The sequence below is a fragment of the Collinsella sp. AM15-2 genome, from assembly GCF_003471985.1.
Classification (GTDB): domain Bacteria; phylum Actinomycetota; class Coriobacteriia; order Coriobacteriales; family Coriobacteriaceae; genus Collinsella.
Genome location: NZ_QRKO01000030.1, coordinates 1 through 14,953, shown reverse-complemented (window position 1 = coordinate 14,953; position 14,953 = coordinate 1). Strand labels below are relative to the sequence as shown.

General features: G+C 58.6%; 13 protein-coding genes. 3 read left to right on the top strand and 10 right to left on the bottom strand.

The window, feature by feature from the left end; all coding sequences use genetic code 11:
* Window positions 1–222 precede the first annotated feature (222 nt).
* From DW171_RS09515 to DW171_RS09470, 10 genes are all read right to left on the bottom strand, one after another.
* Window positions 223–855 (bottom strand): helix-turn-helix transcriptional regulator, encoded by a 633-nt coding sequence (locus DW171_RS09515; RefSeq protein WP_118271064.1) that lies wholly within the window; start codon window positions 853–855, stop codon window positions 223–225.
* Between the two features lie 332 nt (window positions 856–1,187).
* A complete protein-coding gene (gene yihA / locus DW171_RS09510) occupies window positions 1,188–1,778 on the bottom strand; it encodes a ribosome biogenesis GTP-binding protein YihA/YsxC (protein WP_006234871.1) in 591 nt (196 codons plus the stop codon).
* Window positions 1,779–1,816: 38 nt separating this feature from the next.
* Window positions 1,817–2,557 (bottom strand): 5'-methylthioadenosine/S-adenosylhomocysteine nucleosidase, encoded by a 741-nt coding sequence (mtnN, locus tag DW171_RS09505; protein ID WP_118271063.1) that lies wholly within the window; start codon window positions 2,555–2,557, stop codon window positions 1,817–1,819.
* Window positions 2,558–2,635: 78 nt separating this feature from the next.
* A complete protein-coding gene (locus tag DW171_RS09500; RefSeq protein ID WP_118271062.1) occupies window positions 2,636–2,857 on the bottom strand; it encodes a hypothetical protein in 222 nt (73 codons plus the stop codon).
* A 49-nt stretch (window positions 2,858–2,906) separates the two neighbouring features.
* The gene (gene pflA / locus DW171_RS09495; RefSeq protein WP_118271061.1) at window positions 2,907–3,725 is read right to left on the bottom strand and encodes a pyruvate formate-lyase-activating protein; all 819 of its coding nucleotides are present in this window, start codon (window positions 3,723–3,725) and stop codon (window positions 2,907–2,909) included.
* Window positions 3,726–3,912: 187 nt separating this feature from the next.
* Window positions 3,913–4,767 (bottom strand): DegV family protein, encoded by an 855-nt coding sequence (locus tag DW171_RS09490; RefSeq protein WP_118271060.1) that lies wholly within the window; start codon window positions 4,765–4,767, stop codon window positions 3,913–3,915.
* Between the two features lie 440 nt (window positions 4,768–5,207).
* Entirely contained in the window at window positions 5,208–5,459 is a 252-nt protein-coding gene (gene grcA3, locus DW171_RS09485; protein ID WP_055252439.1) for an autonomous glycyl radical cofactor GrcA3, read from the bottom strand.
* 85 nt (window positions 5,460–5,544) lie between these two features.
* Window positions 5,545–7,596 (bottom strand): formate C-acetyltransferase, encoded by a 2,052-nt coding sequence (pflB, locus tag DW171_RS09480; protein WP_117637024.1) that lies wholly within the window; start codon window positions 7,594–7,596, stop codon window positions 5,545–5,547.
* Window positions 7,597–8,066: 470 nt separating this feature from the next.
* Window positions 8,067–9,083, bottom strand: coding sequence for a 2-keto-3-deoxygluconate permease (locus tag DW171_RS09475; protein ID WP_117790516.1), 1,017 nt, complete (start codon window positions 9,081–9,083; stop codon window positions 8,067–8,069).
* 108 nt (window positions 9,084–9,191) lie between these two features.
* The gene (locus tag DW171_RS09470) at window positions 9,192–9,941 is read right to left on the bottom strand and encodes an SDR family NAD(P)-dependent oxidoreductase (RefSeq protein ID WP_006234857.1); all 750 of its coding nucleotides are present in this window, start codon (window positions 9,939–9,941) and stop codon (window positions 9,192–9,194) included.
* A 249-nt stretch (window positions 9,942–10,190) separates the two neighbouring features.
* Between DW171_RS09470 and DW171_RS09465 the strand changes: the two genes are divergently transcribed.
* The 3 genes from DW171_RS09465 to DW171_RS09455 are packed head-to-tail and all read left to right on the top strand — an operon-like array spanning window position 10,191 to window position 14,862.
* Window positions 10,191–10,640 (top strand): MarR family winged helix-turn-helix transcriptional regulator, encoded by a 450-nt coding sequence (locus DW171_RS09465; RefSeq protein ID WP_118271059.1) that lies wholly within the window; start codon window positions 10,191–10,193, stop codon window positions 10,638–10,640.
* Window positions 10,637–13,006 (top strand): ABC transporter ATP-binding protein, encoded by a 2,370-nt coding sequence (locus tag DW171_RS09460; protein ID WP_118271058.1) that lies wholly within the window; start codon window positions 10,637–10,639, stop codon window positions 13,004–13,006. Before DW171_RS09465 ends, DW171_RS09460 begins: the two co-directional genes overlap by 4 nt.
* Complete coding sequence (locus DW171_RS09455; RefSeq protein ID WP_118271057.1) at window positions 13,006–14,862, top strand: ABC transporter ATP-binding protein; 1,857 nt, start codon at window positions 13,006–13,008, stop codon at window positions 14,860–14,862. Before DW171_RS09460 ends, DW171_RS09455 begins: the two co-directional genes overlap by 1 nt.
* The last annotated feature ends 91 nt before the right edge of the window (window positions 14,863–14,953 follow it).

Genomic DNA, 14,953 nt, shown 5'->3' with positions numbered 1-14,953 from the left:
GCAGGACCCCCGCTGCGCACTTCGTGCGGCGGGGGTCCTGCCGTCCTGCGGAAAGATTTGGGGGCAAAGCCCCCTGGCCTCCCCTATGTTAACTTCGCCGGCGACGGCTACAGGGACCTACGCTCTGGAAAGTCGCCGGGCTGATAGTTTGGCTTTTTATTGGTAGGGGCTCTTGCTAGGCTGGAGCACTTCCTAGAGGCGGGCATCGGCTGCGTGCCTGGTTTAGGCGGCGCTGGTTTCTTTGTATTCGAAGACTGGTTCTAGGAGGTCCTCGATGTTGCAGTGGAGGGCTTTTGCTATGGCTCTTACGCTTGTTACCGAGGCTTCATTGATGTTTCTCTGACGCTGCTCGTACATTTGGATTGAGCGGAGTGACACACCCGATTCGTATGCCAGATCTTGTTGGGTTTTCTTGAGCCTCTTTCTTGCTAACGCAAGTTTGGTTTGCCTGGACGCTTTTTTCGCCATATCGCAGACGAGGCGAGCCACGCGTTCCTCCGAGGCTTCGTGCCAGGGGTAGTACAGACTGCGTAGCACATCGAATGGAACGACATGCAGCAAATCTTCGAAAGACTCTCCTAGGCGCCACTGAAGGTATGCCAATATCCAGCCTGTCCAATATTCCGGTGTCTTTTCGAATCGGTAGGTTCGATTTGGCATCGGCCTTGATTGATAGCCGGACCTTTCGGCAATGAGCGCGAACAGCTCAACGCCCGATTTTCCCGACACTACCCATGCGTTGCCGCGTTCGAACTCGCGGGCTACGCCGCTCAGGCAAAAGAGTTCAGAAACTTCCGATCCTTCTGCCCCATAATCGTTAACGGCATAGTCAAAGCAGTCGCCGAGGTTGTTCATTGCATCCTCGAGGTAGTAGACGGGGTATGTCCTACTCGGCCCACAATCCGTTAACTCTTGGATCATCTAAATCAACCCTCCCTGCCATCAAATCCCTAATGTCGACACCATCAGAGTCAAATCCGTTTACCGTATCCAAATACTTGCGCCGCGCGTTCTGCTCTCGCCCAAAGCGTTTGGGATAATACTCAAATCCCAAAGCCTGCCTCCAATCGCAGAATGTAATCGCTGAAAACGCACGCTCACTCATAAGCGCGTATTGGATACCTAGGTCTCCTAAAAAACTATCACTGAGGTGATACAGATAGGGGCTTTTGAAAGGTTAGGCCTGATTAGAGGCAAGCCTCGGCGATGCGCTTTTTGAGTTCGTCGATGCCGGTGCCGGTCTGGGAGCTTGTGATGATCACGTTCTCGGCCGGAACGTTGAGCTGCTTTTTGATGGCTGCTGCCTGGCGGGCCTGCTGGGTGCGGCTGAGCTTGTCGGCTTTGGTGAGGCAAACGATAAAGTTGAACTCGTTGCCCTGTAGGTAGTCGATCATGTCGTGGTCGAGCTTGCTGGGGTCGTGACGAATATCCACCAGTGAGACGACTAAGTTAAAGCTGCGCTCGGAGTCGAAAAAGTCGCCGATAAGCTCGGCCCAGCGGTCGCGCTCGGCCTTGGAGCGACGGGCGAAACCGTAACCCGGCAGGTCCACGAAATGCACGTCATCGGCCTCAAAGAAGTTGATGTTGCTCGTCTTGCCCGGCGTGCTGGAAACCTTGACCAGGTTCTTGCGGCCAAAGAGCTTGTTCATAATCGACGACTTGCCCACGTTGGAGCGGCCGACAAAGCTCACCTCGGGGCAGGTGGACTCGGGAATCTGCGAAACCTTGCCGTAGCTGGCGACGAACTTGGCAAGCTGGTAGTTAATGGAATCGGCCATGGACACTCCTTGGTCGTAGGTTCTTACAAACAGACGCGCTATTGCGCAGCGGCAATGCGGCGGACGATATCGAGCGTGATGTCACTTGCGACACGCGCGTACTCGAACAGATCGAACTCGCGCTCGCAAATTGCATCGTACGCCTCGTCACAATTATCGCTGATAGCGCGCAACACCAGGCAATCGACACCATTTTTGGTTGCGACATGGGCAATTGCCGCGCCCTCCATGCCGACACAATCGGCATGCGTCGCCTCGATAGCGTCGTTGCGCATGGCGGCGCCCGTCACAAAGCGGTTACCCGTGGCAATCGTGCCGACCAGGAACTGCTTGGTGCCCTCGTTCGAAGCGACTGCATTTGTCGAAGCGTCAACAAACCCACGCTCAGCAAGCACATCGGCGGCAATATCGACCAGCGCAGGCGTCGAGCCAAACTCCTCGAGCCCCGGTGCGGACTCGGCGATAAGCGCGGTATCGGTATCCAAATAGCGCAGGCGTTTGCCAATGACCACGTCGTCGATATGGAGCTTGGGGTTCAAACCACCCGCAATGCCCGAAAACACAACAGCCTGCGGAGCATACTTGCTAATGAGGTGCTGTGTTGCGGCGGCGGCGTTCACCGTGCCCATGCCCGCCGTTGTGGCGACAACTGTCAGGCCGTCGAGCTCGCCGCTCACAACGGTCAAGCCTGCCTCCCGTGCCTCGCAAACGTCGCTCAGCTCTTCCTTTATCTGCATGATCTCTTTTTCGAGCGCACCGATAATCGCGATGGTAGCCATACCATTCCCCAAACCTATACGAAATTCTCAACCACGGTATGGTACCAGCATTTTGTTTGACCTCGCCAAACGAACACGCTAAGCCAGCGCAGCTCGCATATCAAACAGAGCCTTTGCAATCACGGCCGTAACCTCGCTCGAGCGGTCGCTCCACGGCATCGGTGTCATGACGCTCATGACATAGGTACAGCCATCGATGCCGATAAGGCCCGCATCGCATGTCGAATAGTAACCATCCTCGCTAATCCAGCCTGCCTTGTCGCGCACCAAAACCTGCTCGTCAGCAATGCCATCGCGCACTCATTTAAGTCTGTCCCCAATGAGTGCCCTTGGGGGCGAAAATGGATCGCTAGCCGATGGCGTTTTTGAGCTCCGCGCGGCGCTTTTTCATGCCAGACATAACGGCATTGCGCAGCTCGGGCATGCGCGCGGTATCCATCTGGGGCACGCCCTCGAGCTTATAGGGAATGCCCAGTTGCTCGTACTTGACGACACCCATCGTGTGATACGGCAGCATTTCCAGGCCCACCACGTTGTGCCATGGAGCGATCAGACGACCGAGCGCCTCGCACTCCTCCACCGTGTCGGTAATGCCTGGCACCAACACGTGGCGGATAACGACCTTGATCTTGCGACGCGCCAGCTCATCGCCAAACGCCAGGATGCGTGCAGGATCGCAGCCGGTCAGCTTTTTATGCTCAACCGGATCGGCATGCTTGATGTCGAGCAGCACCATATCGGTCTCGTTGAGAACAGCATCGAACTTCTCGGGGTGGTTGGGGTCAAACGCATATCCGCAGCTGTCAAGGCAGGTATGCACGCGACCATCGGGGTTGTTGTGCATTACACGGAATAGGTCGGCCAAAAACTCAGGCTGCAGGAGCGGCTCGCCGCCGGACACCGTAATACCACCGCTGCGGTAAAACTCATGATTGCTCTGGAACTCGTCCATCAGGTGCTCGACGGTCACCATCGTGCCGCCGTTAACCGACCAGGTATCGGGATTGTGGCAATACGCACAGCGCATGGGACAGCCTTGGACAAACACCACAAAGCGGATGCCGGGTCCGTCGACCGTACCCATCGTTTCAATCGAATGTACGCGGCCCAGGGCAAATGCGGAGTCCTCGGGACGAGCGTCCACACCCTCGAGCGTCATCTCAGCCATTCGCGCTACCTTGCCTCTCCTTGGATGCAACCAATTAAAATGCCAGAGCCATTCTAGCCCATACGCATGATGGTGAAATGGTTTAGCGGTCAATTGGGTTATTCTATTTGACCCCACGCAAGAGCGGCGGGAGGGTTATCGCAGCCCGCCCGCCGCCGAGGCAATAGATATCGATAGACGCCAGGCCTTACACCTTGAGCGTGAGCACCGCGCCGAAGGCGGTCGGGCCGCAATGGCTCGAGATGACGCCGCCGACCTGAGTCCAGGTAACGTCCTTAAAGCCAAGATCGTGTGCATAGACTTCCATGTCGTCGCGCAACTCCTCGGAAAGACCCACCGAATACGCCAAGCCAATATGCGAGTAGTCGATCTCGCCCTTCGCAACCATGTGGTCAATAAAGGCACGGGCACATTTGAGCATAGAGCCGCGGAGCTTCTTGGTCGCCACGAATTTGCCACCCGTTACCTCAATGCAGGGCTTAATCTTGAGCAGATGGGCGCCAAGAAACGCGACGTTGGACAAGCGACCACCCGCCTTAAGGAAGGCAAGGTCCGTAGGAACAAAGCCCAGCAGCACGCGGTCCATCACCGAATTGGTAAAGGCGAAAATCTCGTCGACGGTGGCATCCGGATGGGCTTCGATATACTTGGCGGTCTCAACGGCGACAAGCGACTGGCCCACCGACACAAAGCGCGTATCCATGGAGAAGACGTAATCGCGGCCCTTTGCCGCAATCTTCGACGACTGATGCGAGCAGGTCGTAACCTCGGAATACGCAAAATGCAAAATGGTCGCGTCGGGCTGCTCGGCGTGAATGCGGTCGTACACATGCGCAAAATCCGCCGGCGAGCAACCGCTGGTCTTGGGCATCACGCCAAACTCGTTGCAGCGCGAGTAAATCTCAAGCGGGTCGATCGATCCGTCTTCGACGGTCTCGTCACCAATCGTGACATGCATGGGCACGCGCACGATGCCATAGCGCTCGCAGAGCTCCGGCGTCACATCCGAACCAGACTCAACCACGATTACGTACTTGCCCATTATCATCACAACCCATCTCGACGTTGGCTTTTGAATATGTGACGCACGTCCGCCGTCCTGCTGCAGAACGGCCTCCAAGCGCCAAAGAGACGCCGTCCCTTGCACACAACAAAGGACAGCGTCTCCCTGGAAAACTCCGTGCTTAACTGAGATTCTACACGGTTTATTAAGGAGTGTTACTTATTCCGCAAACGGTCGCTATACGCGATAAACGGTAGTTGCTAAGAAAGTATCCCGTGCGTCCAGCCCATCAGGAGAGTTCCGCCTAAAGGGTGACTACACAGGACCCCGCCGGGGCTGTTTGGGCTACCTCCCAAAACATTTCCGCAGGACGCAAAGAGGCTCGCCGCACGAAGTGCGCAGCGAGCCTCTTTGCATGTCCGAGGACGTTTTGGGAGGTAACCCAAACAGCCTGGCGATCCTGCGGGAGTTGAGTCCCTTTAGAACTTGTTGTGGAAGGTACGCGAAATGACCTCGTCCTGCTGCTCCTTGGTGAGCGTGTGGAAGTTCACGGCATAGCCGGAAACGCGGATGGTCAGCTGCGGGTACTTCTCGGGGTGAGCCTGAGCGTCGAGCAGCGTCTCACGGTTGAAGACGTTGATGTTCAGGTGGTGGCCACCCTTCTCGGCGTAAGCGTCGAGCATGTGGACCAGGTTATCGGCCTGAGTCTCGGAAACTTCAGAAACCTTCATAATGTGTCTCCTTCGATTGATAGGCGCCGGCCGAAACCGGCGCTCTAATCAGTAATCGTTATTGTTAGTATAGCACTAACAATAGTTACTCGCCCAGCTGATCAAGGTCGATATCGCCAAAGAACACCTGGTCCTCCTTGCCGAGCGCACCCGGGATGATGGAGAAGGTGTTGGAGATGCCGTCCTGAGCGTCGCGGAACGGGAGCTTGGAAACCGAAGACAGCGAAGCGATGGCGCCGTGGCTATCGCGCTTGTGCATGGGGTTAGCACCCGGGGCGAACGGCTGGCCAGCCTTGCGGCCGTCAGGCGTGGAACCGGTCTTCTTACCGTACACGACGTTGGAGGTAATGGTCAGAACCGAGGTCGTGGGCACGGAGTTGCGGTAGGTGTCGTTCATGCGGATGTACTCCATGAACTGGTGCACAACGTCGTGAGCGATCTGGTCGACGCGGTCGTCGTCGTTACCGTACTTGGGGAACTCGCCCTCGGTCTCGAAGTCGACGATGATGCCGTTCTCGTCACGGACGGGGTGGACCTTGGCGTACTTGATGGCGGACAGGGAGTCAGCCACGACGGAAAGGCCAGCGATGCCCGTAGCGAACCAGCGGTGCACGTGCTTGTCGTGCAGAGCCATCTGGATGCGCTCGTAGCAGTACTTGTCGTGCATGTAGTGAATGATGTTCAGCGAGTTGACGTACACGCCAGCGAGCCACTTCATCATGTCGTTGTACTTGGCCACAACGTCGTCGTAATCGAGCGTATCGCCCTCGACGGCGCGGTACTTGGGGCCGACCTGCTTCTTGGAGACCTCGTCAACACCGCCGTTAAGTGCGTACAGCAGGCACTTGGCCAGGTTGGCGCGGGCGCCGAAGAACTGCATCTCCTTGCCGATGCGCATGGAGGACACGCAGCAGGCAATGCCGTAGTCATCGCCGTGATAGACGCGCATGAGGTCGTCGTTCTCGTACTGGATCGAGGAGCTGGCGACAGAAGTCTTGGCGCAGAACTTCTTGAAGTTCTCGGGCAGACGAGTCGACCACAGAACGGTCATGTTGGGCTCGGGGCTGGTGCCCATGTTCTCGAGCGTGTGCAGGTAGCGGTAGCTCATCTTGGTGACGAGCGTACGGCCGTCAACACCCATGCCGCCGATGGACTCGGTGACCCACTGCGGGTCGCCGGTAAACAGGGCCTGGTACTCGGGGGTACGGGCAAACTTAACCATGCGGAGCTTCATGATGAAGTGATCCACGAACTCCTGGATCTGCTCCTCGGTGAAGGTACCGTTGGCAAGGTCGCGCTCAGCGTAGATGTCGATGAACGTAGAGGTACGGCCGATGGACATAGCGGCGCCGTTCTGCTCCTTGACGGAAGCGAGGTAGGCGAAGTACATCCACTGGATGGCCTCCTGCGTGTTGGTAGCAGGGTTGGAAATATCGAAACCATAGGTCTCGGCCATCATCTTGAGCTCGCCGAGGGCGCGGATCTGCTCCTGCAGCTCCTCACGATCGCGGATGTTGTCGGCGGTCATGACCGTCGGGGTGGAAGCCTTCTGGGCCTCCTTGTCCTTGATCAGGTAGTCGACACCGTACAGGGCGACACGACGGTAGTCGCCGATGATGCGGCCGCGGCCATAGCCATCGGGCAGGCCGGTGATGATGTGGGCCGAGCGGCAAGCACGCATCTCGGGGGTGTAGACATCGAAGACGCCGGCGTTGTGGGTCTTGCGCTCGAAGGTGTAGCGCTCGACAACGTTCTCGTCGACCTTGTAGCCGTGCTGGCTGGCAGCCTGGCAAGCGATGCGGATACCACCGTTGACGTGCAGCGCGCGCTTGAGCGGCTTGTCGGTCTGGAGGCCGACGATGGTCTCCTTCTCGCGGTGGGCGTTATCGATGTAGCCAGCGGGGTGGCTCACGATACCCGTGACGGTCTTGGTGTCCATATCGAGGACGCCGCCCTGCTCGCGCTCCTTAAGCAGCAGGTCGAGAACCTCGCCCCACAGCTCCTTGGTACGCTCGGTCGGGCCGGCGAGGAACGACTCGTCGCCCTCGTAGGGGGTGTAGTTCTTCTGGATGAAGTCTCGGACGTCAACCTCTCCCGTCCAAATGCCTTCCTTGAAGCCTTCCCATGCCTCCTGCATTGTGTAACCACGCTCCTAGTTACGTGTAATGCGGCGCTCTCTCACACCGCTGCTTATTGAATTCTTGAATTATCGGCTTGCACTACCGGCTTCTTCCGTTCTTCACCACACGTTGGTGCAGGGAAAAACGTTTGTCCACCTTGGAACTGCAACCCAAAACCCAAGATTTCACCCGTTTGAGAAGGATAACATAGCCACCCCCTTCATCAGGGCTGTTATATGTTTCTTTTTTTATACCATTAGAGCGTTTTTAACAAATCCGCAGGAAATGCGAGCGCGAACAACTACCGTTCACCGATTTCTTTGGTATTTTTCCTTGCCTTTGTACGACGTTCACTCTAGCTGTTATGTCAGCTTTATCAGAGTAAAGTACCCCAGAGACCCTTCAGAAACTGAAGGGCGGCCACGGGATTTCCCCCGGGGCCGCCCTATGGCGTGGCTAGTTATTTAGCTTTGATTGCCGTTTGGCATTAGGCGGCTGAGGCGGCCTTGTCGGTCGTTGCCTTGCTGTTGCTCTGCTGGCCCTCAAAATGCTTGTAGCACCAGCTGGTGACCAGCGGGGTCAAAATAGCAGTCACGATTGCACAGGCAGCAACCTGTGCCGTGGCCGTCGCGAGCACCACACCGCCGTACAAGGCCTCGTTGACGCTTGCCATGGCAGCAGGCGTGGCCACATTGGCTCCGGCGCAGCTCGAAATGGCCGCACCTGCGACACCCGTACCGCCTGTGAGCTTATCGACCGCGATAACGGGAATTGCAAAGACCACCGAGCAGATCACGCCGAGCAGAATACCGGGAAGACCACCATTAATGAGCTGGCCAAAGGTCATGGTCGAGCCCATGGCAAAGAAGACGAGCACGATGATGGCGGAAAGTGCCGGTGCCATCATCTTCTTAAAGCTGGGGAAGAGGTTACCCAGAATAATGCCGACGACGATCGGCAGGATGGCGCCCACGAGCGACCAGCCGATCGGAGCCTGACCGGCAGCGCCGAGCACGATCATCGTGACCGGAGGGCCGACAACCAGCGTGGTGATGGCGACGGCGCCACGCTCGGCCTCATTGCCCATGGTGCCCATCAGACCAGCGTACATAGCGTTGTTGGCGCCGGTGCAAGCGGCCAGCATCACCATGGCAGAGATGCCAAACAGGTTGTCGTTGAATACATAAAGGATGAGCAGCGACACGGCAACGACCACGATCTGCTTGACGGCGATGATGATGGCGCCGCGGGCAGCGGCGGCAGGAGCGCTCTTAAACGAAATCGTCGTACCGACGATGAGCAAAAAAGCGCCAACAAGCGGGCCTGCGCCCTGCTGGGTCATGCCGAGCGTAAAGCTGCCGAGCGTTTTGAACAGATCGGGGAACAGCGTGTTGAGCAGGCAGCCCAACAAAAGCGGCACCAAAATATTGGCACCCGGGATGGAGGACATCTTAAAGAACGGCTCCTTTGCCGCCGGCGCCTCCACCGCAGTCGATTCACTCATATATATCTCCTTTGGATGCATGCGAATCGCAGCCGCACGCGCCTTTGTCAGAAAGAAGGCGACGGTCCCGAGTCGCAGGAGCCGTCGCCGAATTAACGTCGCGGGGTATTACCCGTCCAGAACGATGCCACCGTCGCAGTCACCGATCTCGCCGTTCACGAAGCTAGCGAGGTCGGAAGCGAAGAAGAGCACCATCTGCGCAGGCTCGCTGGCCTGGGCGGCGCGGCCCAGAGGAATACCGTTGATGATGCGCTGAGAGTTCTCGTCAGAGAGAATCGAGGTCATATCGGTAAGGGTGAGCGACGGGCACACGGCGTTGCAGCGGACGCCAAACTTGCCGCCTTCCTTGGCGACTGCCTTGGTTAGACCGTTAACACCGGCTTTGGAGCTGGCGTAGGCAGCGGTGCCGAGCAGGCCGCCGCCGATCTTGCCAGCAACAGAGCTCACGTTGACGATAGTGCCGGCATGGGCCGCCTTAAAGTGCGGGTACACGGCGTTCATCATGGTAAAGGTGCCGTTGAGGTTGATGTCGATGGTGCGACGCCACTCGGTGTCATCGATCTCGTCGAACTTCTTGGTGCTGATGACGCCAGCGCAGTTGATCAGGATGTTGGTTTGCGGCAGGTCCGTAAAAATCTGCTCGACGGTCTCACGCGCCTTAGGCGCATCGGCAACATCGAGCTGATAGAACTTGTTGCCCTCGCCAAGCTCGGCCACAGCGGCCTCGCCCTTGGCAGCGTTCCTTGCGATGAGCGCGACGTGTCCGCCGCCCGCGACGATGCCCTTGGCGATCTCGAGGCCAATGCCCTGAGTGCCACCCGTGACAATCGCGGTCTTGCCCGTGAAGTCAAATGCCATGACTCCATCCCCCTTTATATAAGGTGTCTCCTTGCGGGAAGTTGGAGCATCGCACGTGGCGATAAATGAGTCCCAGTCGTATGGTGGTGACAACCCCTCGCCTAACCGCGGGCATAATAGTTCTTTGAAACGCTTCAGCAATTGAATTTTTTAACTCTTTATGCGCTCTTTATATTGCCCACTGAATGAGGCCCGAATATGCGGGTATCATCTTTCACCGAAAATAGTTTCTAGTGTTAGGGGTTTTCGGTGGAAGATACCGATTTCCATGAGCTTGGGCGTCAGCTCTTAACTGAGTTTGGCAGCATGCATCATCGCATTTCACGCTCTGCGGACAAAGCTCTCGGCGGCGAGATGGCTGTCATGCGCGCCCTCATGCTCGCTGGCGGTTCGCTCACGCCGAGCGAACTCGCAAATTGCGCCTGGGTCTCGAGTGCCCGCATCGCCAATATCTTACGCACTCTCGAAGCCAAGGGCTGGGTCGAGCGCGAGCACTCAAAGACCGACCGTCGTCGTGTACACGTCACGATGACCGATAAGGGATTCCAGAATCTCGAAATCAAACGTCGGGAATTCGAGGAGCGCACCGCGGCCTTCCTCGAGCAGCTCGGCGAAACAGATACCCAAGAGATGGTGCGCCTTCTAAGGCGTTTCAACGAAATTATCGACCGCAATCAAGAAAGGAGAGATGCCGAGTGAGGATTCTCAAGCTCTTTAAAAAGCATGTCCTGGCACTGTTCACAGCTATCGTACTTATCGTAATCAGCTGCAACGCCGATCTGGCACTGCCTACCTACATGAGCGACATCGTCGACGTGGGCGTACAGCAAGGCGGCATCGCCTCGCCCGTGCCCGACACCATTCGTGCCGAATCACTCGATGACCTTGAGCTCTTTATGAGCACCAAGGACGCCAAAGCTGTGGAGGCCGTGTTTAGCAAGGCTGACAAAAAAGGCATTCGAACGTACAAGGGCACCGAGGAAGAGCGTGCCGATGGCGGCAAGATTGCCGACATTATGAGCCTGCCCGAGACCGTCGTCCTTTCTCTCAACCAGGGCATCGACGCCAGCTCCATGGGCGACATGACCGGCGCATCCACCGAGGCAAGCAATGGCGGCGGCGCCCAGGCCATGCCCACCCCCGAGCAGATGGCGGCAATGACGCCCGAGCAGCTCGCCGAGATGCAGCAGAAGGCCACAGCGGCGCAAAACATGCAAAAGCAGATTGATGCCGACGGCGGCAAGATCACCATGAAGAGTCTGCGCCTAGGTGTCGAGGGCGGTCTGGTAGACCAAAGCAAGCTCGTCGAGGGCGCCAATGAAATGGCGGACAAAATGGGCTCCATGTCGGGCTCCATCGTGACCCAACGCGCCGTGAGCTATGTGCAAGACGAGTACAAGGCGCAGGGTATCGACCCCGCTGACGTGCAGAACGCCTACCTGAGCCGCATGGCGACCACGATGTTTGGTCTGTGCCTCGTGTCGCTCGTCGCCACCATCCTGACCGGTGCCGTGGCCTCGCGCACCGCCTGTTCCATCGCCCGCGACCTGCGCCGCGAGACCTTCAACAAGGTTATGCACTTCTCGCCGGCCGAGGTGGGCAAGTTTAGCCAGGCCTCGCTCATCACCCGCTGCACCAACGACATTCAGCAGATCCAGATGGCCGCAACCCTGTTCATCCGCATGTGCCTGATGGCCCCCGTCATGGGCATCGTCGCTGTCATGCGTGTCCTAGCCAACCACACCGGCTTGGAGTGGACCATCGCCGTGGCCATCATCGCGGTCTCGGCCGTCGTCGGCGTGCTTATGGGCCTCACCATGCCCAAGTTCAAAAAGATGCAGAGCTTTGTGGACCGTGTGAACCTTACCGCCCGCGAGCTGCTCGACGGCCTTATGCCTATCCGTTCGTTCAACCGCGAGGAGCATGAGCTCGAGCGTTTTGACAAGGCGTCGCTCGACCTGATGACCACGCAGCTCTACACCAACCGCGCCATGAGCTTTATGATGCCGCTCATGATGCTCGTCATGAACTGCATCACCGTGCTTATCGTCTGGTTTGGCGCCCAGGGCGTGTCCGACGGCGTGATGCAGGTCGGCAACATGATGGCGTTTATCTCCTATACCATGCAGATCGTCATGGCGTTTATGATCCTCACCATGGTTTCGGTCATCCTGCCCCGCGCCGAGGTCGCAGCCGAGCGCGTGGAAGAGGTCATCACCTGCCCCACGAGCATCAACGACCCTGCCTCGCCCAAACTGCCCGCAGCCAGCGCGCCGCGCGGTGAGCTCACCTTCCGCGACGTGAGCTTCCAGTATCCCGATGCCCGCGCCGACGTCATTAGCGGCGTAAACTTCACCACGCACGCCGGCCAGATGCTCGGCATCATTGGCTCCACGGGTTCGGGCAAGTCCACGCTCGTGCAGCTGATTCCGCGCCTGTACGACGTGACGGGCGGCAGCATTTCGCTCGACGGCGTCGACGTGCGCGATATGACCCTCTCCGAGCTTCGCCGCCGCATCGGTTACATCCCGCAGCAGGGGCGCCTGTTCTCGGGCACCATCGAGAGCAACCTCAAGTTTGCCGGCGACATGATAAGCGACGAGGACATGCACCAGGCGGCACGCATCGCCCAGGCCGAGGACTTTATCGCCGAGCGCGAGGACGGCTACGACTCCCCCATCAGCCAGGGCGGCTCCAACGTCTCGGGCGGTCAGCGCCAGCGTCTGGCCATCGCCCGCGCCTTGGCAAAAAAGCCCGAGGTTGTGGTGTTCGATGATTCGTTTAGCGCCCTCGACTACAAGACTGACGCGCGCCTGCGCGAGGAGCTCGCCAAAAACGTCACCGACGCCGCGCTCGTGGTCGTGGCCCAGCGCATCGCGACCATCATGCACGCCGACCAGATCATCGTGCTCGATGACGGCCACGTGGTGGGCACCGGCACGCACGAGGAGCTGCTGCACAACTGCCCGGCGTACCTAGAGATTGCACAGTCGCAGCTTTCTGCAGAAGAACTGGGGCTTACCCAAGAAGAGATTGCAGCCGTTTTGGAAAGAGGCGAGCGCTGATGGCAGACGAAACCAAGACTCAGATTCCCAAACCCACCCGCCAGCGCGGTCCCATGGGTCGTATGGGCGGCATGGGCCGCGGTGAAAAGGCCAAGGACTTTAAGGGCACCATGAGGCAGCTACTCGGCTATATCGGTCAGCACAAGATTGCCGTGTTTGCCGCCGTCGCCTTTGCCGTGTGCTCGGTCATCTTTAACATTGTGGGACCCAAGGTGCTCGGCCAGGTTACGACCAAACTGTTCGAGGGCCTGGTTGCCAAGGTCAACGGCACCGGCGATGTTGACTTTAACTGGATCGCCAAGACGCTCGGCTTTTTGCTCTGTCTGTATCTGGCAAGCTCTGTCTGCAGCCTCATCCAAGGCTGGCTTATGACCGGCGTCACGCAAAAGATTTGCTACCGCATGCGCAAGGAGATCGCCGCCAAGATTGCCGTTGTGCCGATGAGCTACTTCAACGGCCACAGCAAGGGCGACGTGCTCAGCCGCATCACCAACGACGTCGATACGCTGGGTCAGTCACTCAACCAGAGCGTGACGCAGCTCATCACGTCGGTGACGCAGATTATCGGCGTGCTCGTCATGATGCTTTCGATCAGCCTGCCGCTCACCGGCGTCGTCGTGGTCACGCTGCCCGTCGCCGCCGTGATCATGGCCGTGATGATTCACTTCTCGCAGCCGTACTTCCGCGAGCAGCAACAGGTCCTGGGCACCGTCAACGGCATTATCGAGGAGGACTTTGCCGGCCAGAATGTCATTCAGGTGTTCGACCGCGCCGAGGCCTCGATCGAGGAGTTCGACCGTCAAAACGACCGCCTCTTTATTAGTGGCTGGCGCTCGCAGTTCCTGTCGGGCCTGATGATGCCGCTTATGAGCTTGGTGGGCAACATGGGCTACGTGGGCGTCGTCGTGGTGGGCGCGCAGCTCGCGCTGACCGGCAATGCCACGCCCGGCGACATCCAGAGCTTTATCCAGTACGTGCGCAACTTTACGCAGCCGGTGCAGCAGCTGGGCAACGTGAGCAACACGATGCAGTCGATGGCAGCCGCCACCGAGCGCGTCTTTGAGTTCCTGGCCGCGCCCGAGGAGGAGCAGAAGGTCGACGCGCAGATTCCCGAAAAGCGCCCCGGCCACGTGGAGTTCGACCACGTCAAGTTTGGTTACACGCCCGACAAGACCATCATCCACGACTTTAGCTGCGAGGCGCAGCCCGGCCAGACCATCGCCATCGTCGGCCCCACCGGCGCCGGCAAAACCACGCTCATTAAGCTGCTGCAGCGCTTTTACGACGTGGACGACGGTTCGCTGCGCGTCGAGGGCGTCGACGTGCGTGACTGGGACCGCGCGGCGCTGCGCGGCGAGTTTGCCATGGTGCTGCAGGACACCTGGCTGTTTAACGGTACCATCCGCGAGAACATCCGTTACGGACGCCCCGATGCGAGCGATGCCGAGGTCGAAGCCGCCGCACGCGCCGCACGCTGCGACCACTTTATCCATACGCTCGCCGGTGGCTACGACTTTATGATCAACGAGGAGGGCACTAACCTGTCGCAGGGTCAGCGCCAGCTCGTGACCATCGCCCGCGCCATTTTGGCCGACCGTCCGGCGCTGATTCTGGACGAGGCGACCTCCAACGTCGATACCCGCACCGAGGAGCTCATCCAGCGCGCCATGGATGCGCTGATGCAGGGCCGCACGAGCTTTGTCATCGCGCACCGCCTGTCCACGATCCGCAACGCCGACGTGATCTTGGTAATTCGCGACGGCGACATCGTCGAGAAGGGCACGCACGACGAGCTGCTTGCCCGGGGCGGCTTCTACGCCGATCTGTATAACTCGCAGTTCGACGAGGCGGCGTAAAACCGGCGGCAAACAGCAGCAATACCAAAAAAACGGGGGCGCAGAATGGTGGCGCGCGCAGACGTGGTGTAAGAGCGTCCCGAGGTCCGTC

What these genes read in the sequence shown, in the direction of transcription:
- DW171_RS09515 (WP_118271064.1), bottom strand. Translation starts at nt 855, where the DNA reads ATGAACAACCTCGGCGACTGCTTTGACTATGCCGTTAACGATTATGGG.
- yihA (WP_006234871.1), bottom strand. Translation starts at nt 1,778, where the DNA reads ATGGCCGATTCCATTAACTACCAGCTTGCCAAGTTCGTCGCCAGCTAC.
- mtnN (WP_118271063.1), bottom strand. Translation starts at nt 2,557, where the DNA reads ATGGCTACCATCGCGATTATCGGTGCGCTCGAAAAAGAGATCATGCAG.
- pflA (WP_118271061.1), bottom strand. Translation starts at nt 3,725, where the DNA reads ATGGCTGAGATGACGCTCGAGGGTGTGGACGCTCGTCCCGAGGACTCC.
- DW171_RS09490 (WP_118271060.1), bottom strand. Translation starts at nt 4,767, where the DNA reads ATGGGCAAGTACGTAATCGTGGTTGAGTCTGGTTCGGATGTGACGCCG.
- grcA3 (WP_055252439.1), bottom strand. Translation starts at nt 5,459, where the DNA reads ATGAAGGTTTCTGAAGTTTCCGAGACTCAGGCCGATAACCTGGTCCAC.
- pflB (WP_117637024.1), bottom strand. Translation starts at nt 7,596, where the DNA reads ATGCAGGAGGCATGGGAAGGCTTCAAGGAAGGCATTTGGACGGGAGAG.
- DW171_RS09475 (WP_117790516.1), bottom strand. Translation starts at nt 9,083, where the DNA reads ATGAGTGAATCGACTGCGGTGGAGGCGCCGGCGGCAAAGGAGCCGTTC.
- DW171_RS09470 (WP_006234857.1), bottom strand. Translation starts at nt 9,941, where the DNA reads ATGGCATTTGACTTCACGGGCAAGACCGCGATTGTCACGGGTGGCACT.
- DW171_RS09455 (WP_118271057.1), top strand. Translation starts at nt 13,006, where the DNA reads ATGGCAGACGAAACCAAGACTCAGATTCCCAAACCCACCCGCCAGCGC.